This window comes from Microlunatus ginsengisoli, from assembly GCF_039537205.1.
Lineage (GTDB): Bacteria > Actinomycetota > Actinomycetes > Propionibacteriales > Propionibacteriaceae > Microlunatus > Microlunatus ginsengisoli.
On the sequence record NZ_BAABAB010000049.1, the window covers coordinates 107,858 to 128,887 of the forward strand.

Genomic DNA, 21,030 nt, shown 5'->3' on the forward strand with positions numbered 1-21,030 from the left:
AACACCGGACCGCGGTAGATAATCACCGTGCCTGCCGGGCCCGCGACCCTCAGGATTGAGACGTGATCACCTGCGCGAATTGCGGCACCGAGAACGACTCGGGTGCGGTGTTCTGCAGCGCGTGCAATCACTTCCTGCAATGGGACGAGCCCGAGCCGGTGCCCCGGTCGCAGCGGCGCCGGCGATCCTCGGGCGATCTCGCCAGCGCGCTCGGCTCACGAACATCTGAGCCGGCCGCGCCCGAACCCGAGCCGGTCATCGAGCCGCCGGACGTCGAGCCGCCCGCAGCCGAGCAGGTCGTGCCGCCGGCGGTGGTCGAGCCTGAGATCGTCCCTCCGGAGCCGGAGCCGGAGCCGGAGCCGGAGCCGGAGCCGGAGCCGGAGCCGGAGCCGGAGCCGGAGCCGGAGCCGCAGCCGCAGCCCCCGCGTGTCGTCTGGCCCGAGCCCGAGCCCGAGCGCCCGCCCGAACCGGTGCCGGTGCCGGTGCCGGTGCCCGCGGCCGAGGCCGCGGCCGAGGCTGAGGCCGAGGCTCCAGCGCCCGCCGAGCGGCCGGTCGCCCGGTCCAAGCCGGTCGTCAGACCGGCCGTGCGTCCCGGCGACCCGGGGGCGAGCGTGCAGGAGATCATCGCCGCGATCGACGCGGGCCGGGAGATCGCGGCCAGCCAAGGACGTACCGACCTGGACCAGCATCTGCACGAGACGAAGGAGCGGCTGGCCACCGAGCAGGTCCAGGTCGTCTTCTGCGGCCAGTTCAAGGTCGGCAAGAGCACCATGATCAACGCGCTGCTGCAGCGCGCGGTCTGCCCGGTGGACGCCGACGTGGTGACGGCGGTGCCGACCATCGTGCGCTATGCGCCGGCCCCGAAGGTGACGACGTACGTCCGGACCGACGAGGAGGACCGGATCGAGGAGCGCGAGCGGCCGCTCGGCGAGATCGACCTGCTGGTCACCGAGGAGGCGGACCCGGCCGATCCCGAACGGGACCGGGTGGTCGAGGTCGGGCTGCCGCACCGGATGTTGCGGACCGGTCTGGCGCTGGTCGACACCCCCGGTGTGGGTGGGTTGGACTCCGCGCACGGCTTCCTCACTCTGGGAGCGTTGCGATTCGCCCGGGGCGTCGTGTTCGTGACCGACGCGGCGCAGGAGCTGACCGCGCCGGAGCTGAGCTTCCTGAAGACCGCGGTCGAGCGCTGCCCGACCACTGCGGTGGTGGTGACCAAGATCGATCTGTACCCGCACTGGCGGCGGATCGTCGAGCTCGACCGGAAGCACCTGAGCAACGCCGGGCTGGACCTGCCGATCATCGCGGTGTCCTCGTTCCTGCGGCTGCGGGCAGCCCAGGATCCCGACCTGAACGCCGAGTCCGGTTTCGCCGACCTGGTCGCGTTCCTCGCCCGCGACGTCGTCGCCAAGTCCCGGCAGGCCGCGGCGAAGACAGCCGCGGTCGAGGTGGAGTTCGTCGCCAGCCAGCTCGAGCAGCAGTCGGCGGCCGAGCGTGCGGTGATCGAGGCACCTGAGTCCACCGAGGAGGTGGTCAAGGAGCTCGACCGGGTCCAGGAGCAGGCCAAGCGGCTGATCCACCCGCTGGCGACCTGGCAGACCACCCTCTCCGACGGCATCCAGGATCTCGTCTCCGACGTCGAGCACGACCTGCAGCAGCGGCTGCGGACCGTCATCCACGACGTCGAGGAGGTGATCGACTCCGGCGACCCGAAGGACACCTGGGAAGACACCGAGGTCTGGCTGCGGCGGCAGATCGCGATCGTCACGATGGCCAACCGTGACCTGCTGGCGGAGCGGGCCGAGGACCTGGCCGAGGACGTCGCCGACCACTTCCAGCTGCCCAAGGGAACCAAGCTCGTACTGCCGGCCGCGCAGACCGCCGACGTCGACTCGGTCGTGCTCGCGCCGGCGTCGTCGCTGGCGATGCCCGGCGGCAAGCTCGCGCCGCTGCTGTTCGCCGGCCGGACCGGTGTGATCGTCGGCTCCGTCGGGCTCCACCTGCTGGGCGTCGGTCCGATCGTGATCGTGGCGATGGCAGGGCTCTCGCTCGCTCTCGGCACCGGCATCGGCAAGAAGCTGATCGGGGACGAGCGGAAGCGGCAGCGGACGTACCGCCAGCAGCAGGCCAAGGCCGCCGCGCGGCGGTTCGTCGACGACGTCGCGTTCTTGATCAACAAGGAGACCCGCGACATCCTGCGACAGACCCAGCGACACCTTCGCGACGACTTCCAGACCCGCGCGATGCAGCTGGAACGGTCCGCCTTCGAGGCGATGGAGGCGGCGCGCAAGCTCAGCGAGCTGGACGAGGCGCAGCTGGCGGCCCGGGAGCGAGAGCTGGCCGAACGGGAGGACCAGCTGCAGTCGGTCCGGGCAGCCGCGCGGGAGGTTGCGGACGCCACCTCGACGCCGGTCTCGGGTGCGCGCGAGGCGGTCGGCGCCCGTGGCTGACCCGCTGGTCGACAACCTGACCGCGCTGCTGGACCGGGCGGCGAGCGGGGCACGGACCGAAGACGCACGGCTGCGGCTGGTCGATGCCCGCGATCGGCTGGCCGGCCCGCTTCGGCTGGCGATCGCCGGCAAGGTGAAGGCCGGCAAGTCGACCCTGCTGAACGCGATCCTCGGCGACGAGCTGGCCCCGACCGATGCCGGCGAGTGCACCAAGATCGTCACCTGGTATCGGGAAGGTACGACGCCGCAGGTGACCGTCTTCCCGCAGGAGCGGGACGAGGGAGTCATCCGCCCGTGGTCGCGCGAGTCCGGAGCGCTGGAGGTCGACCTCGGCGAGCTGGAGGCCGGTGAGGTCGATCGGATCGAGGTGGACTGGCCGACCAGCAAGCTGCGCGAGCTGACCATCCTGGACACGCCCGGGATCGCGTCCATCTCCGCGGACATCTCGGCGCGGACGCAGCGGGTGCTGGCCGCCGACGACGGGCGGGTGCCGGTCGCCGACGCCGTGCTGTATCTGATGCGGCACACCCACGCCAGCGACGTCCGGTTCCTGGAGTCCTTCCACGACGACGAGCTGGCCCACGGCACTCCGATGAACTCGGTCGGCGTGCTGTCCCGGGCCGACGAGATCGGGGCCTGCCGGCTGGACGCGATGGAGACCGCGGACCGGATCGCCCGGCGCTACGAGGCGGATCCGCGGCTGCGCCGGCTCTGCCCGGTGATCGTGCCGGTGAACGGGCTGCTGGCATTCGCGGCCACCACCTTGCGCGAGGTGGAGTACGCCATGCTCGCCACCTTGGCCCGGTCGGAGCGGTCCGAGGTCGAGCAGCTGCTGCTGACCGCGGACCGGTTCCTGCACCGCTCGAGCGGGGTGCTGCTGACCGAGATCGAGCGCGAACACCTGATGGATCGGATGGGTCTGTTCGGCGTACGGATGTCGGTCGAGCTGATCCGCGCCGGTTATGTCACGTCGGCGATCGAGCTGTCCGACGAGCTGATCCAGCGCAGCGGGCTCGACCGGCTGCGCTCGGTGCTGACCCGCCAGTTCGAGCAGCGCAGCCGGGTGCTGAAGGCGCGCTCGGCGATGGCGGTGCTGGCCGACGTACTCCGCAACGACGGGTGCGCCGACCGGGACGCGCTGCAGACCGCGGCCGAGCAGCTCTCGGCCAGCACGCACGAGTTCGAGGAGGTGCGGCTGCTCAGCGCGCTGCGGTCCGGCTCGATCGAGGTACGTCCCGAGCGGATCGACGAGCTCGATCGGCTGTTGGGCGGCAGCGGGCACAGCGCGAGCGCCCGGCTCGGCCTGCCGGACGACGCGACGGGCGAGGAGATCCGAGCCAGCGCGCTGGACTCGCTGCTGACCTGGCAGCGGTTGGCCGAGCACCCGCTGTCGAGCCGCCAGCTCAAGATGGCCGCCCGCGCCGCCACCCGAACCCTTGAGGGCCTGGTCGCGGCCTACACCCCGGTCCCCAGCTGACCCTTCCCGCACGTCCCGCGCCGCGCCCATCCGGCCGTACCCCTCCAGACTCCCGGCGGACGCCTCGCCCTGACGGCCCACCCTGGCCGCCGCCTACCCTGGCCGACGCCACCACCCCAGCCCCGGTCCACGGCACCGCTTCACACAGCTGACTGACGCTTCGCACCCTCTGCTCGGGGTGTGGGGCAGCAGTGAGGGGTGTGAAGCGCCGGCGAGGGGGATCGAGCGGGCCGGAGTGGCGGGCAGCAGGGATCAGCGGTGCGAGTGTGGCCGGGTGACCACCGGCAGGGTGGGCATCGGCGGGTCGGGGGCGAGGCTGCCGTCGGGGGCGATGTGCTCGAAGATCTGGTGCACCAGGGTCAGCACATGCGGGTCGTCGCAGACGTAGAACAACCGCTTGCCGTCCCGGTGCGCGCTGATGATGCCGGCCAGCCGGAGCTTGGACAGGTGCTGGCTCGCCGTGGCGATGGAGATGCCGGCGCGCTCGGACAAGGTGCTGACGTCGTACTCACCGGTGGCCGCCAGCGCGACCAGGTGGAGCCGGGCCGGCGTGCTCAGCAGCGCGAACGTCCGGGCCGCCACGTCCAGCTGCGGTTGCGTCGGCTCCGGGATCACCCCCTCATTGTGCTCGCTCGCGGCCGCTCGACGCCCGCGAGCAACGTGAGTCATCTCACTTCGACAGTTGTTCGCGAGCCCGAGCGGGTCCTGGTCTGAGGAAGTCGTCGGAGAGGTCGCGGGACGAACGAGCCTAGATCAGCCCTTCGCGGACGGCGTACGCCACCGCGTGCGAGCGGTTCTTCAGCTGCAGCCGGGTGTTCAGGTCGTGCAGCACGTTCTTCACCGTCCGCTCGCTGTACGACAGCTTCGCCGCGATCTCGGAGGTGTCGTGACCATCGGCGACGAGCCTCAGCACCTCGGTCTCGCGCGGGGTCAGACCGCTGAAGGTGAGCCCGCGCGGGGCCAGCACCTGCCGCTGCAGCCGGCCGACCTGCTCCAGCAGCCGCCCGAGCAGATCCGCGGGCACGTCGCCCTGCCCGCAGGCCACCCGCTCGATCGTGCGGACCAGGCTGTCGGCGGTTGCGTCGGTCCGCCGCAGCAGCCCGCCGACGCCGGCCTCGGCCGCCGCGACCAGCGCGGCGTCGTCGACCGTGGTCGCCACCAGCACCAGCCGGACCAGGCCGTCGCGGCGCAGGCCGTGCAGCAGCCGGACGGTGCCGGCGTCGACGGCGTCGGCCACCAGCACAGCGACCGTCGCGGTGGTCCGGTCGGCCTCCGGCACGATCCGCACCTCCGGCCGGCTCTTCAACTGGCTGATCACCCCCGCCTGGGAGATCGGGTCGATGCCGTACACGTAGGTGGCGATCGGTTGACTCACGGCTGCCCTCCGGAGGTCTGGTTCGTGCGCTTTCGGGAACCACGATGCGCCCGATCGCTCATCGAGCCGTCAACGCCGGCCGGGGTCCGGGACTCCAGCCCTCAACGCCGGCTCAACAACGATGCACCGCGCCGCGCGCGGGGTGCCTCACCGGACCTCCCGAGGGCGCCGGCGGGGGCAGCAAGGTCTGCCCGAAAGGGCGCTCAGCAGGACTTGGTGTCGAGGACCTTCTGGTCGGCAAACGTCCAGGCGCCGGTGGCGATGCTCATCGCATACTCCATGCTGCGGGTCCGGCAGGAGGACTGCCCGTCGTTGACGTAGTCGTAGCGCAGCCGCACCTTGTCGCTGGTGTCGTCGACATAGCTGACCGAGGTGATGTGTACGTCGCTGATCTGCTGCCGGTGGGCGCCGATGAACTTCTGCAGTGTCGGGTACTTCGTCAGCCGCGACCCGCTCAGCTGCCGATAGGCCTGCTCGAACCCGGTCTCCCCGGACTTGCGGTCCACCACCTGATTGCCGGCGTTGATGCCCTCGACGTACGCCCGGACGGTGGTGGCGATGCCGGGTGCGTCGGGCTGAGAGCTCTCGACCTCGACCAGCGAGTTCTCATCCGGTGGCTCGCACCCCTTGGCCGACCGGTCCTCCGGGCTGGCCGCGGCAGCCTCGGCGATCTTCTTCACCAGCGTCGCCGGCACCGCGAAGTGGATCTGGTCGGCGGCCGTGCCGGTGTCGACCAGACCGACCGTCGCGCCGGTAGCGTCCAGCAGCGGCCCGCCGCTGGTACCCGCGCCGGGTGCCGCGGTGAACCGCACCGCGCCGCTGAGCGGCCGGCGGTCGTCCCCGTCGCTGACCACCGCGTCCTGGTCGACTCCGGTGACCCGCCCGGTCTCGAGGTTGATCGGCAGACCGCCCGGGTAGCCGATCGAGAACACGCTGGTGTTCACGGCCGGGTCCGCGTCGGCGATCGTCAGCGACTCGGCGCCGACGTCGTCGAGCCGAAGCACCGCGATGTCGGCGGCGTCGTTGTGCCCGACGACCTGAGCCGCGAAGACGTGCTCGTCGCCGGCCCGGGTGGACAGCGTCCGCACCGCCGGCGCCTGCTGCTCCTTCACCACGTGGTAGGCGGTGACCACGAAGCCCGGCTGGAAAAAGAACCCGCTGCCCGTCGAGTACGTCCCCGCGCAGTCGACGCCCTCGATCCGGACGATCGCGTTGCGGCTGTCGGCCAGCACCTGGTCGTCGGTCTTGGTCTGCGGGCTCGGGGACGCAGTCGGGCGGCTGGTCAACGTCGGCAGCACGATCGGCGGCTGATCGGACCCGAGCTTGACGCAGCCGGCGGCGGTGGGCAGCAGCACGGCCGCGCACGCGGCGATCGCGAACCTGCGGGCACGGATCTGCACGACATCCTCCTGCGGCCCTCGACTGCGGCCGATCGTACTGATTGTCGGTCCACACCGGCGTCCGCGCCCGGCTTTTCGGTCGCCCGAGCCGACCGATAACCGGTTGCCCGGTCGAGGCCGATGAGGAAGTGTCTTCTCCCGGGTCGGAATAGGGCGCGGCCGGCAGACGCTGTCGGAGGAGTTCGTTCTGGCCCGGCCGGCGGGTGACCCGATGGCGAGTCGCCTCCACCGCCAGGCACGCACCACACGTACGCAGGAGTTCAGATGACCACCACAACGACCGAGACGGCCCAGTCCGGCCGGATGTCGAAACGGGACCGGAACGTCATCGCGACGCTTCTGGTCGCCACGTTCGTCGTCATCCTGAACGAGACGATCATGAGTGTCGCGCTTCCGACCTTGATGATCGATCTGCAGATCGGCGCGAACACCGCGCAGTGGCTGTCCACCGCGTTCATGCTGACCATGGCCGTGGTGATCCCGACCACCGGTTTCCTGCTGCAGCGGCTGACCACCCGGACGGTGTACGTCCTCGCCCTCGGCCTGTTCTGCATCGGCACCACCCTGGCCGCGCTGGCGCCCGGCTTCTGGGTGCTGCTGATCGCCCGGATCATCCAGGCCTGCGGCACCGCGACGATGCTGCCGCTGCTGATGACCACGATCCTCAACCTGGTTCCGGTCGAGCGCCGCGGCGTGGTGATGGGCAACATCGGCCTGGTCATCTCGGTCGCCCCGGCGCTCGGCCCGACGGTCTCCGGGCTGATCCTGGAGTACTTCTCCTGGCGGTTCATGTTCGTCGCCGTGCTGCCGATCGCGCTGGCCGTGCTGGCCTACGGCGCGGTCCGGCTGGTCAACGTCGGCGAGCCCGGTGAGCAGCGGCTGGACGTGATCTCGGTCATTCTCACCGTGCCGGCGTTCGGCGGCCTTGTCTTCGGGCTGAGCAATCTGACCGATCCGGACGGGATCGCGCTCGGCATCGTCAGCCTGGTGGTCGGCGTGCTCTGCCTGATCGCCTTCGGGCTGCGACAGCAGGCACTGGCCCGGACCGAGCGCAGCCCGCTGCTCGACCTGCGGGCCTTCGACTACCGGATGTTCAAGCTCGCCGTGGTGGTGCTCTGCATCGCCATGATCGCGCTGTTCGGCTCGGTCATCCTGCTCCCCATCTATCTGCAGACGATCCGCGGGCTGACCTCCCTGCAGACCGGGTTGCTGGTGCTGCCGGGCGGCGTCGTGATGGGCGTGCTCGGTCCGATCGTCGGCCGGCTGCTCGACCGCTTCGGGCCTCCTGTGCTGGCGGCGTCCGGCGGGGTGGTGCTGGTCGGCGCGTTGCTGGGGCTGAGCACGGTAACCGCGACCACGCCGATCTGGTTGCTGCTGGTGCTGCACATCGGCGTGATGACGAGCCTCGCGTTCTTGTTCACCCCGTCCTTCACCAGCGGCCTCAACCCGCTGCCGCCGCACTTGTACTCGCACGGCAGCGCCATCTTGACCACGCTGCAGCAGGTGTCCGGGGCGGCCGGCACCGCGCTGCTGGTGATGCTGATGGCAGCCCGCGCCGCCACCCTCGTCGCCGCCGGTGAGTCGCAGACCGCCGCGCTGAACGGCGGCATCTCGTTGGCGTTCCTGGTCGCGGCCGGGTTCGCGGTGGTGGCGGCCGTCTGCGCCGCCTTCCTGCGCAACCCCGTCCCGGCGCATACGCACGCTGCGTAGGTCCCTCGCGCCCGGCCCGCCTCCCCGCCACTCACCGGCGGTGCCGGGTGGCAGAGTTGGCGCGTGGCTGACTCCAGGATCGCTCTCGTCACGGGTGCCGGCTCGGGGATCGGTGCCGCTTCGGCACTCGCCCTCGCCAGGGACGGCTGGACGGTGGCCTGTGCCGGGCGCCGGGTGCACCCGTTGCAGAAGCTCGCCGCCGATCATCCCGACCTCGCCCTGGAACCGTTCCCGGCCGACGTCACCGACGAGGACGACGTGGCGGCGCTGTTCGCCGCGGTGGTCGAGCGGCACGGCCGGCTCGATCTGCTGTTCAACAACGCCGGCAAGGGATCCTTCGCCTGCGACCTGGACGAGATCACCCTGGCCGACTGGCGCAGCGTGGTCGACGTCAACCTGACCGGCGCGTTCTTGTGCACTCGCGCGGCGTTCGGGCAGATGAAGCGCCAACACCCGCGCGGTGGCCGGATCATCAACAACGGCTCCATCTCGGCCCACACGCCGCGCCCGCGCTCGGCGCCGTACACCGCCACCAAGCACGCGATCACGGGACTGACCAAGTCGACCGCGCTGGACGGCCGGCCGTACGACATCGCCTGCTCCCAGATCGACATCGGCAACGCGGCCACCGACATGACCAGCGGCATGGCCGCCGGAATCCTGCAGGCCGATGGCAGCACCCGGGCCGAGGCGCGGATGGACGTGGCCGACGTCGCCCGGGCGATCGTCTACATGGCGAGCCTGCCGCTGGAGGCGAACGTCGCCACGATGACGGTGATGGCGACCACGATGCCGTACGTCGGACGCGGCTGAGGCACACGCCCGGTGGCCCCGACCCACGACGTCGTCAACCAGGTCCCGCCGCTGGTCGATTACGACGCGCTGGCCGTCGACGCCGCGCTGGCGGGCGGGCTGGTCCGGCTCGGCGGCGAGGGCGTGCTCGGCTCGCTCGGCGCCCTCGGGCGGCGGGTCGGCGACCAGCAGGTGCAGCGCTGGGCGACCGAGGCGAACGGTTACCCGCCGGTGCTGCGGACGCACGACCGCTACGGCAACCGGATCGACGAGGTGGACTATCACCCGTCGTGGCACCGGCTGATGGCGCTCTCGATCGGCGAGGGCCTGCACGCCGCCCCCTGGGCCTCCGGCGAGCCGCACGCCCATCTCCGCCGGGCCGCCGGCTTCTTCCTGACCAGCCAGGCGGAGGCCGGGCACGGCTGCCCGATCTCGATGACCTACGCGGTGCTGCCCGCGTTGCGTCACAACCCGGCTCTGACCAGGCAGTTCGAGCCCGGCCTGACCTCGACCAGGTACGATCCCGGGCTGCGCGACCCGGCCGGCAAGGCCGGACTGGTCGCCGGGATGGCGATGACGGAGAAGCAGGGCGGCTCCGACGTGCGGGCCAACACGACCCGGGCAGAGCCGGCCGGCGACGGTGCCTGGCGGCTGACCGGGCACAAGTGGTTCTGCTCGGCGCCGATGTCGGACCTGTTCCTGGTGCTGGCCCAGGTGCCGGGGGCCGGGCTCAGCTGCTTCTGCGTGCCGCGGGTGCTGCCCGGTGGTGGTCGCAACGCCTTCGCGCTGCAACGGCTGAAGGACAAGCTGGGCAACCGGTCGAACGCCTCGTCGGAGGTGGAGTTCGACGGCACGCTCGGCTGGCCGGTCGGCGAGCCCGGGCAGGGGGTCAAGACCATCCTCGAGATGGTCACCATGACCCGGCTGGACTGCGTGATCGGCTCCGCGGCCGGGCAGCGGGCCGCCCTCGTCCAGGCCGTCCACCACGCCCGGCACCGGCGGGTCTTCGGCGCGCTGCTGATCGACCAGCCGGTGATGCGCGCGGTGCTCGCCGACCTGCAGCTGGAGGTGGAGGCCGCGACCGCGCTGATGCTCCGGCTCGCCGCCGCCGTCGACACGGGCGAGCGTGCGTTCTTGCGGTTGGCCGTCGCGGCGTCGAAGTTCTGGGTCTGCAAGCGGTCCGGGGTCGTCGTCGGTGAGGCGCTGGAGTGCCTGGGCGGCAACGGCTATGTCGAGGAGTCCGGGCTGCCCCGGCTGTTCCGCGAGTCGCCGCTGAATTCGATCTGGGAGGGTTCGGGCAACGTGATCGCGCTGGACGTGCTGCGGGCGGTCGGCCGGGACGGCGAGGCCATCGCGGCGGTGGACGCCGAGCTGGCGTCGGCAGCGGGGTCCGACCCGCGTTTCGACGCCGGGGTGGCGCGCTGTCGCGAACTGGTGCGGCGGCCCGACGTACAGCAGGCCAGGGAGCTGGCCCGGCTGCTGGCGGTGCTGCTGCAGGCAGCGCAGCTGATCCGGTTCGCCCCGGCGCCGGTGGCCGACCTGTTCTGCGCGACCCGGCTGGGCGCACCGGCGCCCGTTCTCGGGGCGCTGCCGGCGGGCGCCCTGCCGCGCCTCGACGCGGTCCTGGCGAGAGCCTTGCCCTGACGCCGCGCTCGGCTTCGCCGCCCAGGGGCCCACGGTTTGTCCCGAAGCCGCCCCGGGTAGCTCCCAGGCATGGCAACACAGGACGAGATCGACACCATCGCCGAGCTGATCGACAAGGCTCGGGTGGCCCATGTGACGACACTGACCGACGAGGGACGGCTGGTCAGCCGGCCGCTCGCCGTGCTCGACCGGCCGTTCGACGGCCGGCTGTACTTCTTCACCGCCGACCCCTCGAGCAAGACCGAACAGGTCCGCGAGAACGACCAGGTCAACCTGGCCATGCAGGTCGGGAACGACGGGTTCCTCTCGATCGCCGGCACCGCCTCCGTGTCTCGCGACCAAGCGATCATCGACGAGCTGTGGAACCGCTACGCCGAGGCCTGGTTCGAGCAGGGCCGAAACGATCCGGCGGTCGCCCTGCTCCGGGTGGAGGCCGACTCGGCCGAGTTCTGGAACGTGGATGACCCGAAGCCGGTGGTGCTGCTGAAGTACGCCAAGGCGATCGTCAAGGGTGAACAGCCCGACATCGCGGAGAACCGGTCCGTCGAGCTCTGAGGCCGACCCTCGAGAGCACGGCCCCGCACCGCGACGACCGGTGCCGGTGGCCGCTGCGGGTGCGACACCTCCCGCGGTGAGCGCTCAGGCCGGCTCCGGCGGCGTCGCGATCCCGGCGAGGGCGTACGCGCGGAACGCGTCCCCCAGCGCCGCGCGGCAGAGTTCCTCGGTCCGCTCCCGCTCGGGTGTCTCGGCCGCCGGCACCGGGGCGCCGATCTCGGCCCGGAACCGGTCCGCCGCGCTGAGCCGGGCGACCGCGCCGGCCATGTCCCCGGTCGCCGCGGCGACGGCGGCGAGCTCGTCCAGCACGCTCGCCATCCGCCAGCGGTCGCCGAGCTCGCGATGGATCTCGAGGCTGTCGGACTGCAGCCGCTGTGCCGTGTCCAGATCGCCCTGCAGCCGGGTGAGCACGCCGAGCTGGTTGTACGCCCACGCGATCCCCTCCCGGAAGGTGATCGACTCGCTCAGCTCCAGGCTCTGCCGCAACAGCAGGTCGGCGCCGGTCAGGTCGTCGCGGTAGCGAGCGGTGATGCCGGCGTTCGTCAGCGCCCAGACTGTGCCCTCGCGGTCGCCGACCGACGTCATCGTCTCCAGGCCACGCTGGTTCAGCCGGTCCGCCTCGTCCAGGTCGCCGCTGAGCCAGGCGACGAAGGCGAGATAGTTCAGCTGGGCCCCGACCTCGTGCTGGTTGGCGCCGCGCTCGGCCAGGGCCAGCGACTGGAGGTGGAGGCGCCGGGCCGTCGGGTAGTCGCCCCGCTCGCGGGCGATCGACCCCAGCCGGGCCAGGCACCAGGCCAGGCCGTCCTCGTCGCCCAGCTCGGCGTAGAGCGTGCGGGCGGCGTCGATCCGGTGCCCGGCGATCTCGTAGTCGCACTGCAGGAACGCGAGCATGCCGGCACCGCTGAGCGCTCCCGCTCGCACCGGTGGCGGGGCGCCCGGTGCGGCGGACAGCGCGGCCTCGGCCCAGGCCCGGCCCTCGGCGTACCGGCCGCGCAGGTAGCACCAGCGCCAGCTCGCCGCGACCAGCCGCTGAGCCTGCACGGGCGCGTGCTCGGTCAGCCAACCGACCGCTGCGCGAACGTCGGTGACCTGGCGCTCCAGCAGGTCCAGCCAGCGGTGCTGGTCGGGCCGGGTGAGTTCGCTCGCTGCCCGCTCGACCAGGTCGAGCACGTGCCGCGCGTGCCGGCCTCGCACCCGGTCTGCCTCGTTCGAGCTCGCCAGCCGCTCCCGGGCGAACTCGCGGACCACCTGCAGCAGCCGGAAGCGGGCGGTGGGCCCGATGTCCTCGGTCCGGATCACCAGCGACTTGGAGACCAGGGACGCCAAGGCGTCGAGCACCTCGACCTGACTCAGCTCGACCGCGCAGACCGCGGCGGCGTCCTCGCGATCGAAGGAGGCGGTGAACACGCTCAGCCGGCAGAAGATGGCCTGCTCGACGGGCGTCAGCAGGCGGTAGCTCCAGCCGACGACCTCCTCGGTGAGTGAGGCGTCCCGCGATCGGCCGAGGATGGCGAGGGTCCGGTCGAGGGTGTCGGCCAGCTCGGGGATGGTCAGCACGCCGGTCCGCGCCGCGGCGAGCTCGAGGGCGAGGGGCAGGCCGTCCAGCCGTCGGCAGATGCGGACGACCGCCGCGGCCTCGGCGGCGTCGTTCACCTGGCCGTCCAGCCGACCCGCCCGTTCCAGGAAGAGCCGGCTGGCGGGGTGCTGCTGCAGGTCGATCTCCGCCGCGCCGATCGGCGGCACGCCGAGCGGGCGGAGTGCGTACACGCTCTCGCCGGCGATCTCCAGCTGGTGCCGGCTGGTGACCAGCATCTTCACCCCCGGCGCGTTGGCCAGGATCGAGGCGCAGAGCTGGCCCACCGCCCGGACCAGAGTCTCGGCGTTGTCGATCAGCAGCAGCTGCCGGGTGCCACGGAGGTGCTCGACGATCGAGTCGAGTTGGGACCGGCGGGTTTGGGTCGCCCCCAAGGTGGTCGCCGCGGCCGCAAAGAAGGCGTCGGGGTCGCTGAACGAGCCGACCGGCAGCCAGCGCACGCCGTCGGCGAAGTGCTCCTCCTCTTGGCCGGCGATCGCGATGCTCAGCCGGGTCTTGCCGACGCCGCCGGCGCCGCAGACCGTGATCAGCCGTACGCCCGGGTGGCGCAGCAGCCGGCCGAGACCGGCGAGGTCGTCGTCGCGGCCGATCATCTCCTGGGCCAGGGTGGGCACCGTCCAGCCGGCCGGCGGGTCCTCGGTGAGGGTGCCGAACAGCTGCGAGCGGTCCGTCGCATCGAGCCCCATCGCGTCGGCCAGCAGCCGCATCGTCGTCATCCGCGGCGTTCGTCGTCCCCGCTCGAGCAGCGAAATGGCTTCGGTGCTGAGCCCGGCGTGCTCGGCCAACGCCTCCTGGGACAGGCCCGAGCGTCGTCGGAGTCGACGCAACTCGTCGCCGAATGAGGTCATCGGCTCGCCCCTGCCACTCGTGGCACGTCTGCCAGCGATTCTCAGCCTAGCGGTCGCCGGGATTGTCCGGCTGCTGTCCGTGGTCGCCTCACCCGTCGGGCTGCCACCATCGTCGGCAGCGGAGGACCGATGCGGGCTGGCCCACCTTGGGGGAGGTGGCGGCGTCAGTCGTGAAGGGCAGCCCTCATCGGCCGCTTTCGGGCTTAGGCTGACCTAAGCCGCCCGACTACACTCACCTCGTGTCGATGATCGAGGGACTGCCGTTTCCGGTTGCCTTCGGCATCTTGTTCGTGATCGTCATGCTGCGGGCCAACGCCACCTATTGGCTGGGTCGCGGCGCGGAGACGGGGGCCGAGCGGACCCGCCTGGCCAAGATGCTGGCGTCGCCGAAGTTCCGCCGCGCGCAGGACGTCGTCGCTCGCTGGGGCGCCCCGATCGTGACGGTGTCCTTCCTCACCGTCGGCGTCCAGACGTTGATCAACCTGGCCGCGGGGGTCGCCCGGATGCCGCTGCGGCGTTATCTGCCGGCCGTCACCCTCGGCAGCATCATCTGGGCGCTGCTCTATGCCACGGTCGGCTTCGTCACCCTCGCCGCCTGGCTGAAGCTGTACGCGCTGTCCCCGATCGCGACGATCGCCGGCACCGCGCTGTTGCTGGCCGCGCTGGCCGGCTTCATCTGGTGGCAGCTGCGGCACCGCTCGGCCGCGCGCGGCACCGCTACCGTGTCCCGGTGACCAGCGAGCGACCAGAGCCGGCCGGCAACCCGTTCGATCCGGCCCGGTGGACCGACGTCGAGGGGTTCGCGTTCACCGACATCACCTATCACCGCTGCCGCGACGTGCCGGCCGTGCGGATCGCGCTGAATCGGCCGGACGTACGCAATGCCTTTCGGCCGCACACCGTGGACGAGCTCTATCGCGCCCTCGACCATGCACGGATGTCCTCCGACGTGGGTGCGGTGCTGCTCACCGGCAACGGGCCGTCGGCCAAGGACGGGGGCTGGGCGTTCTGCAGCGGCGGCGACCAGCGGATCCGGGGCCGGGCCGGCTACCAGTACGCCGCCGGCGAGGGTGCCGGGGACGTGGACCCGGCCGCGCTCGGCCGGCTGCACATCCTCGAGGTGCAGCGGCTGATCCGGTTCATGCCGAAGGTGGTGATCGCGCTGGTGAACGGCTGGGCGGCCGGCGGTGGGCACAGCCTGCATGTGGTCTGCGACCTGACCCTGGCCAGCGCCGAGCACGCCCGGTTCAAGCAAACCGATGCCGACGTCGGCTCCTTCGACGCCGGTTTCGGCTCGGCCTACCTCGCTCGCCAGGTCGGCCAGAAGTTCGCCCGGGAGATCTTCTTCCTCGGCCAGACGTATTCGGCCGAGGACGGCTTCCGGATGGGGACGGTCAACCGGGTGGTTCCGCACGCCGAGCTGGAGACGGTCGGCCTGGAGTGGGCGGAGATCATCTGCGGCAAGAGCCCGACCGCGCAGCGGATGCTGAAGTTCGCCTTCAATGCGGTCGACGACGGCCTGGTCGGGCAGCAGGTATTCGCGGGCGAGACGACCCGGCTCGCGTACATGACCGACGAGGCCGTCGAGGGTCGCGACGCCTTCCTGGAGAAGCGGCGCCCCGACTGGTCGCGCTTCCCGTATTACTACTGATCGACGTTCCGCGCGGCGGGCCTGGCCCACGTGTGCACGACGTAATGTCCGATACCGAACCCCCACGACAAGTGCGCGATCTTATGGTCGGATGGGGTCTCCAGCGCAATGACATTGCGTAACGGGGAAAAGTCGTGGCTCGTCAGCCGGGGGGTCTGGGCAAGCGGGCCCGGAGCCGACAGACTGCAGATCAGCAGGCCACTCAGCGCGTCGTGCCGAAAGGTCAGAAACGATGGTGCAGCAGACCCCGACGAGCCCACCGCTGCCGCTCGGTAAGCAGCTGCTCAGGCGCAAACCGATCGTCTTCCAGCACAAGCACCACCTCGGTGAAGAGCTGGCCCGCAACATGACCACGTTCCAGCTGATGATGTTCGGTGTCGGCGCCACCGTCGGCACGGGCATCTTCTTCGTCCTGGGCGAGGCTGTCCCGAAGGCCGGCCCGGCGGTCCTCATCAGCTTCGTGATCGCCGCCACCGCGGCCGGCTTGTCGGCCCTGTGCTACGCCGAGCTGGCCAGCGCCATCCCGGTGAGCGGCTCGACCTACTCCTATGCCTACCATGCGCTCGGCGAGTTCGTGGCCGTGATCATCGCCGGCTGCGTGCTGCTGGAGTACGGGGTCGCCACCGGTGCCGTGGCGGTCGGCTGGAGCGGCTACTTCAACGAGTTGATCGAATCCATCTTCGGTTGGCGATTGCCCCAGGCGCTCTCGGTCGCGCCGATTCCCGGCACCGACGGCGATCCGACCGGCCTGATCAACCTCCCCGCCGTGGTCCTCGTCCTGCTCTGCATGTTGTTGCTGCTGCGAGGCGCGTCGGAGTCGGCCAAGGTGAACGCGGTCATGGTGATGATCAAGCTCGGTGTGCTGCTGTTGTTCGTCGTGATCAGCCTGACCGCGTTCAACAAGGACCACTTCGCCAACTTCTTCGCTAGCGGCTTTGCCGGAGTGAGCGCGGCGGCCGGGACGATCTTCTTCTCCTTCATCGGACTGGACGCGGTCGCTACCGCAGGGGAGGAGGTGAAGAATCCCCAGAAGGCCCTGCCACGCGCGATCATCGGCGCTCTGGTGATCGTGTCGACCATCTACGTGCTGGTCGCTTTCGCCGGCATCGCGGCCAAGCCGGTGTCGTTCTTCTCCACCCAAGAGGCCGCGGAGGCTGGCCTGGCTCAGATCCTCAAGGACGTCACCGGGTCCACGATCTGGAGCACGATCCTGGCCGCAGGCGCGGTGATCTCCATCTTCTCCGTCACGCTGGTGACGATGTACGGACAGACGCGCATCCTGTTCTCGATCGGTCGGGACGGCCTCATTCCCCATCGCTTCACCGTGGTGAACCCGAAGACCATGGTGCCGACGTACAACACGATCTTCGTGGCCGTCATCGTGGCGCTGATCGGCGGATTCGTGCCCGCGGAGTATCTCTGGGACACGGTGTCGATCGGCACCCTGATGGCCTTCTCGGTCGTGGCCATCGGCATCATGGTGCTGCGGCGCACGCACCCCGACCTCGAGCGACCGTTCAAGATCCCGGGATATCCAGTCACGCCGATTCTGACCGTGATCATCTGCGCGTACATCATGTGGGGACTGGCCGCGATCACCTGGGTGATCTTCCTCGTCTGGCTCGCGATCGTGGTGCTCTACTACTTCGCCTTCGGCCGGCGACACGCAAAGCTGAACAGCTACACCTCGCCGGAGGAGATCGCGGAGCCCATCGGCCGGTTGGACGACGAATGACCTACGTCGTCGGATACAGCCCGTGGCACACGGACTTCGGCGTCCTCGACTTTGCGGCACAGCTCGCCCGCTCCGACGGACATAGGTTGCGGGTCGTGGTCGCGGTACCGGACACCTGGCCGACGCCGGTCGCCCGGGGTAGCGATCGCGAGTTCGGACAGTGGGCTGCTCAGCAAGGTTCGGACGCGGTCGCTGAAGCCCAACGGGTGCTGGGCGACAACAGCCCAGACGTCGAGGCCGAGGTCGTGTGGGAGTCGGCTCGGTCCGTCCCGCCGCTGCTGCTCTCCCAGGCCGACACCGTCGGTGCGGACCTCATTGTGGTCGGATCGGCGCAGCACGGACCATCCGGACAGATCACGATCAGTTCCAAGGCCAACCGGTTGTTGCACTCGTCGCCGATTCCGGTCGCTCTGGCACCGCGTGCCTACCATCCCGTGAAGGGAAGCAAGATCACACGCATCACGTGTGCGTTCCGAGGGGATGAGGCGTCGCGCGCGACGCTCTCTCGGGCCGCGGCGATGTGCAAGCGCACTGGTCAGAGACTCCGGGTCGCTACGTTCGGGGTCCGCGGACGGCGGATGTACCCGCCCGAGGTGAGCGGCGCCGAGCAGGTGGTCCTGGACGCCTGGCTGGAGCAGAGCCGCGAGGCTCAGAAAGAGGCCATCGCCGCCACGAAGGCCGAGCACGAATTCACGGCCGACGTCGACGGGCTGATTGCCGTGGGCCGGTCCTGGGCCGACGCCATGGACGACGTGGACTGGAATCGCGAAGACGTCCTGGTAGTCGGGTCCTCGTCGACGGGAACCTTCTCCCAGATCTTTCTCGGCTCCAGCGCGGCCAAGATCGTTCGCTTCGCTCCGGTGCCGGTGGTCGTCGTTCCCTGAGCCTGGTGGGGCCCAGCACCAATCAGGTCAGGCCCCGCATGCGCACCGAGAGGCAGGTAACACAGCCCTCGAGCTTCTCGAATTCGGTGATCGGGACAGTGACCACGCGCAGACCGCGGCCGGCGTACAACTCGGCGGTGCGCGGAGCATCGGACGACATCAGCACCGTGTTCTCACCCAGGTCGACCACCGCCGTGCCGTGCTCCTCGGGCACCGGCAGAAAGCGGGGATAGACGGTCGGGTCGTCGACCAGCGGCTGGTAGCCGACGACGGTGCCGTCGGGCAGTGCGGTGACGCCGGACTTGAGGTGCAGCACCTTGCTGACCGGCACCGCGACGACCTTCCAGCCGCGCGGCTCGAGCAGGGCCCGAAGCTGCTCGATCCCGGCCTCGTCGGTGCGGCTGGTGAGCCCGACGTACGCCGTCCGGCCGACCTTGAGCACGTCGCCGCCGTCCAGGTGCCCCGGCTCGGCGATGCGGGCCACCTCGATCCCCAACCCGACGGCCAGCGAGGCGAGCGTGGCGGCGGTGCTCGCGACCTCCCCTCGCCGCGATGCCGTGCCGGGCGAGGTCAGCACTGCCAGGTCGCCGAACATCACCACGGTGTCCTCGACGAAGACGCCGTCCGGGTGGTCGTCGGCGGGCGCGATCTCGGTCACGTCCCAGCCGTTCTCGGCGAACGCGCCGACGTACCCCTGCCACTGGGTGAGGGCGAGGTCGGCGTCCACCGGCTGCCGGTCGATGTGGGTGAGTTCGCCGTCGGCGAGGCGCGGTGAGGGGCGGCGGACCAAGATGCGCGGTGACATGGCTACGGTCCTACCGCATCCGCGCCGGTGCTCAGCCGACCACCCCGTACAGCCGGTCGCCGGCGTCGCCCAGTCCGGGCACGATGTAGCCGAACTCGTTCAGCCGCTCGTCGACCGCGGCGACGACGAGCAGGCAGGGCACGTGCAGGTCGTCCAGCAGCGCGGTGATCGCCTCGAGGCCCTCGGGCGCGGCGAGCAGGCAGATGCAGGTGATGTGGTTGGCGCCTCGTTTGACCAGGAACTGGACCGCGGCGGCCAGGGTTCCACCGGTGGCGAGCATCGGGTCCAGGACGTAGCACTGCCGGCCGGACAGGTCGTCGGGGAGCCGTTCGGCGTAGGTCGACGCCTGGAGCGTCTGCTCGTCGCGGACCAGCCCGACGAAGCCCACCTCCGCCGTCGGCATCAACCGGGTCATCCCCTCGAGCATGCCGAGTCCGGCCCGCAGGATCGGGACCACGAGCGGCCGCGGCCTGGTCAGGGCGACGCCGGTCGCCGGACCGACCGGCGTCCGGACCGAGTGCTCGGTGACCCGGACCTCGCGGGTCGCCTCGTACGCCAGCAGGGTGACCAGTTCCTCGGTCAACCGACGGAAGGTGGGGGAGTCGGTGTGCTCGTCACGGAGAACGGTCAGCTTGTGCGCGACCAGCGGGTGGTCGACGACGCGGAGATCCACACGCCGACGGTATCCGGTCGCCCCCGGTGCCGGATACCTCCGGCTCGGCTCGGGCTTGCCACGTCTGACACGATGGACCCGGCAGGCGGACCGGTTGGGTGAGGAGGAGACGATGTCGGACTTCGACGCCGAGGAGTACGAGTCATTTCGGCTGGACGCCGACGACTCGGACGACCCCGACGACGACACGGACGAGCCCGACGACGACTCGGAGGACGACGAGGACGACGAGGATGACGATCTCGACGACCTGGAGGACGCCGAGGAGGAGGACATCGACTTCGTCGTCGCCGCCTATCGGGAGGATGGTCAGGCGCTTGTCCAGGCCCTCGACAAGGATCTCGCCAACGATCTCGAGGAGTTGATCGTCCAGCTCCGGAGGCTGCCCGGCGATGCCGGAGCGCTCGGCTTCGTCAGCCTGGTGGAGGAGGTCGCGGTGCTGGTGCGAGTCCGTGGCCAGCACGTTCAGGTTCTGCTGAACGACGGCGGCGCCGCCAACGAGTGGCCGATCGCCCGCGACGTGGCCGACTTCTTGAACGACGAGATCATCGACGAGGACGACGACGACCCGATCGGCGACCTGGGGATCCTGTCCGATCTCGGGGTCAGCGAGTTCGACCTGGAGACGCTGATCGACAACCTCGACCTCGGCAGCGACCAGATGCTGCTCGAGATCGCCGACAAGATCAACATCGGCGCCGAGTTCCGGCGCGTGGTGGAGACCTCGTTCCGGCACTGAGCGCAGTCTCCCCGACAGCGGTGGCGAATCGGAACACCTAGGCTCGCGGCGTGGGCGTGACGATCTGGGACGAGGCCATGTCGGCCGCCCTGATCGCGGCGGGCCGGGCGGCGTCCTGGGGCGACGTCCCGGTCGGGGCCGCGCTCGTCGGTCCGGGCGGTGACATCGTGGCGGTGGCCGGCAACGAACGGGAGCGGCGGGCCGACCCGACCGCGCACGCCGAGCTGCTGGTCCTCCGCGCCGGCGCCGCGGCCCTCGGCTCCTGGCGGCTGGACGGACATACCCTCGTGGTCACCCTCGAGCCGTGCACGATGTGCGCCGGCGCGCTCGTGCTGGCCCGGGTCCAGACGCTGGTCTTCGGCGCGTACGACCCCAAGGCGGGCGCGGTCGCCTCGCTCTTCGACGTGGTCCGGGACCCGCGACTGAACCACCGCGTGGACGTCCGTGGCGGCATCCGCGAGGCAGAGTGCGGCCGGCTGCTGCTCGACTTCTTCGGCCAGCACCGGGATCCGCGCTGACCCGGGCGGTACGGTGTCCGCCGGGTGGCTATCGATTCGCTCCGCCTGCCCGGATTGGGTACGCTCTTCGGCGGTGGCGTGTCTGAGCGGCCGAAAGAGCGCGCCTCGAAAGCGCGTGAGGGGCAACCCTCCGCGGGTTCAAATCCCGCCGCCACCGCCAGCTGACCAGGCAAAACGCCG

Annotated in this window: 18 protein-coding genes and 1 tRNA gene; 13 read left to right on the top strand and 6 right to left on the bottom strand. The window is 70.7% G+C overall.

The window, feature by feature from the left end; translation table 11 throughout:
• Positions 1 to 62: 62 nt before the first annotated feature.
• Together ABD747_RS23080 and ABD747_RS23085 are read left to right on the top strand one after the other, a co-directional pair.
• Complete coding sequence (locus tag ABD747_RS23080) at positions 63 to 2,450, top strand: dynamin family protein (protein ID WP_344809092.1); 2,388 nt, start codon at positions 63 to 65, stop codon at positions 2,448 to 2,450.
• A complete protein-coding gene (locus ABD747_RS23085) occupies positions 2,443 to 3,927 on the top strand; it encodes a dynamin family protein (protein ID WP_344809094.1) in 1,485 nt (494 codons plus the stop codon). Before ABD747_RS23080 ends, ABD747_RS23085 begins: the two co-directional genes overlap by 8 nt.
• Before the next feature lie 252 nt (positions 3,928 to 4,179).
• Here ABD747_RS23085 and ABD747_RS23090 read toward each other — a convergent pair whose 3' ends face one another.
• The 3 genes from ABD747_RS23090 to ABD747_RS23100 form a co-directional block, all read right to left on the bottom strand.
• Positions 4,180 to 4,542, bottom strand: a complete 363-nt coding sequence (locus tag ABD747_RS23090) for an ArsR/SmtB family transcription factor (RefSeq protein ID WP_344809096.1) — start codon at positions 4,540 to 4,542, stop codon at positions 4,180 to 4,182.
• A 133-nt stretch (positions 4,543 to 4,675) separates the two neighbouring features.
• Complete coding sequence (locus ABD747_RS23095) at positions 4,676 to 5,302, bottom strand: helix-turn-helix transcriptional regulator (RefSeq protein ID WP_344809098.1); 627 nt, start codon at positions 5,300 to 5,302, stop codon at positions 4,676 to 4,678.
• Between the two features lie 203 nt (positions 5,303 to 5,505).
• Positions 5,506 to 6,702 (bottom strand): S1C family serine protease, encoded by a 1,197-nt coding sequence (locus tag ABD747_RS23100; protein WP_344809101.1) that lies wholly within the window; start codon positions 6,700 to 6,702, stop codon positions 5,506 to 5,508.
• A gap of 264 nt (positions 6,703 to 6,966) precedes the next feature.
• Between ABD747_RS23100 and ABD747_RS23105 the strand changes: the two genes are divergently transcribed.
• From ABD747_RS23105 to ABD747_RS23120, 4 genes are all read left to right on the top strand, one after another.
• Positions 6,967 to 8,412 (top strand): MDR family MFS transporter, encoded by a 1,446-nt coding sequence (locus ABD747_RS23105; protein ID WP_344809103.1) that lies wholly within the window; start codon positions 6,967 to 6,969, stop codon positions 8,410 to 8,412.
• A 63-nt stretch (positions 8,413 to 8,475) separates the two neighbouring features.
• A complete protein-coding gene (locus tag ABD747_RS23110; protein WP_344809105.1) occupies positions 8,476 to 9,225 on the top strand; it encodes an SDR family oxidoreductase in 750 nt (249 codons plus the stop codon).
• Positions 9,226 to 9,237: 12 nt separating this feature from the next.
• Positions 9,238 to 10,848 (top strand): acyl-CoA dehydrogenase family protein, encoded by a 1,611-nt coding sequence (locus tag ABD747_RS23115; RefSeq protein ID WP_344809107.1) that lies wholly within the window; start codon positions 9,238 to 9,240, stop codon positions 10,846 to 10,848.
• A 69-nt stretch (positions 10,849 to 10,917) separates the two neighbouring features.
• Positions 10,918 to 11,403 carry a pyridoxamine 5'-phosphate oxidase family protein gene (locus ABD747_RS23120; protein ID WP_344809109.1) on the top strand — a complete coding sequence of 162 codons (486 nt, stop codon included), beginning with the start codon at positions 10,918 to 10,920 and terminating at the stop codon, positions 11,401 to 11,403.
• Positions 11,404 to 11,487: 84 nt separating this feature from the next.
• On the opposite strand, the gene ABD747_RS23125 is transcribed toward ABD747_RS23120, so the two are convergent.
• On the bottom strand, positions 11,488 to 13,845 hold the full coding sequence (locus tag ABD747_RS23125; RefSeq protein ID WP_344809111.1) for an ATP-binding protein: 2,358 nt from the start codon (positions 13,843 to 13,845) through the stop codon (positions 11,488 to 11,490).
• 245 nt (positions 13,846 to 14,090) lie between these two features.
• Here ABD747_RS23125 and ABD747_RS23130 point away from each other — a divergent pair, with 245 nt between their 5' ends.
• The 4 genes from ABD747_RS23130 (at position 14,091) to ABD747_RS23145 (ending at position 18,115) form a co-directional block, all read left to right on the top strand.
• Entirely contained in the window at positions 14,091 to 14,579 is a 489-nt protein-coding gene (locus tag ABD747_RS23130; protein WP_344809213.1) for a DedA family protein, read from the top strand.
• The gene (locus ABD747_RS23135) at positions 14,576 to 15,496 is read left to right on the top strand and encodes a 1,4-dihydroxy-2-naphthoyl-CoA synthase (protein WP_344809113.1); all 921 of its coding nucleotides are present in this window, start codon (positions 14,576 to 14,578) and stop codon (positions 15,494 to 15,496) included. Before ABD747_RS23130 ends, ABD747_RS23135 begins: the two co-directional genes overlap by 4 nt.
• Before the next feature lie 232 nt (positions 15,497 to 15,728).
• Entirely contained in the window at positions 15,729 to 17,231 is a 1,503-nt protein-coding gene (locus ABD747_RS23140) for an APC family permease (RefSeq protein ID WP_344809116.1), read from the top strand.
• Positions 17,228 to 18,115 carry a universal stress protein gene (locus tag ABD747_RS23145; RefSeq protein WP_344809118.1) on the top strand — a complete coding sequence of 296 codons (888 nt, stop codon included), beginning with the start codon at positions 17,228 to 17,230 and terminating at the stop codon, positions 18,113 to 18,115. The genes ABD747_RS23140 and ABD747_RS23145 overlap by 4 nt, the downstream gene beginning before the upstream one ends.
• Before the next feature lie 22 nt (positions 18,116 to 18,137).
• Here ABD747_RS23145 and ddaH read toward each other — a convergent pair whose 3' ends face one another.
• Together ddaH and upp are read right to left on the bottom strand one after the other, a co-directional pair.
• Positions 18,138 to 18,920, bottom strand: a complete 783-nt coding sequence (gene ddaH / locus ABD747_RS23150; protein WP_344809120.1) for a dimethylargininase — start codon at positions 18,918 to 18,920, stop codon at positions 18,138 to 18,140.
• A 31-nt stretch (positions 18,921 to 18,951) separates the two neighbouring features.
• Entirely contained in the window at positions 18,952 to 19,593 is a 642-nt protein-coding gene (gene upp / locus ABD747_RS23155; RefSeq protein WP_344809122.1) for a uracil phosphoribosyltransferase, read from the bottom strand.
• Between the two features lie 112 nt (positions 19,594 to 19,705).
• Here upp and ABD747_RS23160 point away from each other — a divergent pair, with 112 nt between their 5' ends.
• The 3 genes from ABD747_RS23160 to ABD747_RS23170 all read left to right on the top strand — a co-directional run bounded on the left by ABD747_RS23160 (position 19,706) and on the right by ABD747_RS23170 (position 21,010).
• Positions 19,706 to 20,332: a tRNA adenosine deaminase-associated protein gene (locus ABD747_RS23160; RefSeq protein ID WP_344809124.1), complete on the top strand. Its 627-nt coding sequence runs from the start codon at positions 19,706 to 19,708 to the stop codon at positions 20,330 to 20,332.
• A 77-nt stretch (positions 20,333 to 20,409) separates the two neighbouring features.
• Complete coding sequence (locus tag ABD747_RS23165) at positions 20,410 to 20,850, top strand: nucleoside deaminase (RefSeq protein ID WP_344809215.1); 441 nt, start codon at positions 20,410 to 20,412, stop codon at positions 20,848 to 20,850.
• 72 nt (positions 20,851 to 20,922) lie between these two features.
• Positions 20,923 to 21,010 (top strand) — tRNA-Ser (locus ABD747_RS23170).
• Positions 21,011 to 21,030 lie beyond the last annotated feature (20 nt).

Excerpts from the sequence above, each read along its gene's own strand:
- ABD747_RS23105 (WP_344809103.1), top strand. The coding sequence starts at position 6,967 with ATGACCACCACAACGACCGAGACGGCCCAGTCCGGCCGGATGTCGAAA.
- ABD747_RS23120 (WP_344809109.1), top strand. The coding sequence starts at position 10,918 with ATGGCAACACAGGACGAGATCGACACCATCGCCGAGCTGATCGACAAG.
- ABD747_RS23125 (WP_344809111.1), bottom strand. The coding sequence starts at position 13,845 with ATGACCTCATTCGGCGACGAGTTGCGTCGACTCCGACGACGCTCGGGC.
- ABD747_RS23130 (WP_344809213.1), top strand. The coding sequence starts at position 14,091 with ATGATCGAGGGACTGCCGTTTCCGGTTGCCTTCGGCATCTTGTTCGTG.
- ABD747_RS23140 (WP_344809116.1), top strand. The coding sequence starts at position 15,729 with ATGGTGCAGCAGACCCCGACGAGCCCACCGCTGCCGCTCGGTAAGCAG.
- ABD747_RS23145 (WP_344809118.1), top strand. The coding sequence starts at position 17,228 with ATGACCTACGTCGTCGGATACAGCCCGTGGCACACGGACTTCGGCGTC.
- ddaH (WP_344809120.1), bottom strand. The coding sequence starts at position 18,920 with ATGTCACCGCGCATCTTGGTCCGCCGCCCCTCACCGCGCCTCGCCGAC.
- ABD747_RS23160 (WP_344809124.1), top strand. The coding sequence starts at position 19,706 with ATGTCGGACTTCGACGCCGAGGAGTACGAGTCATTTCGGCTGGACGCC.
- ABD747_RS23165 (WP_344809215.1), top strand. The coding sequence starts at position 20,410 with ATGTCGGCCGCCCTGATCGCGGCGGGCCGGGCGGCGTCCTGGGGCGAC.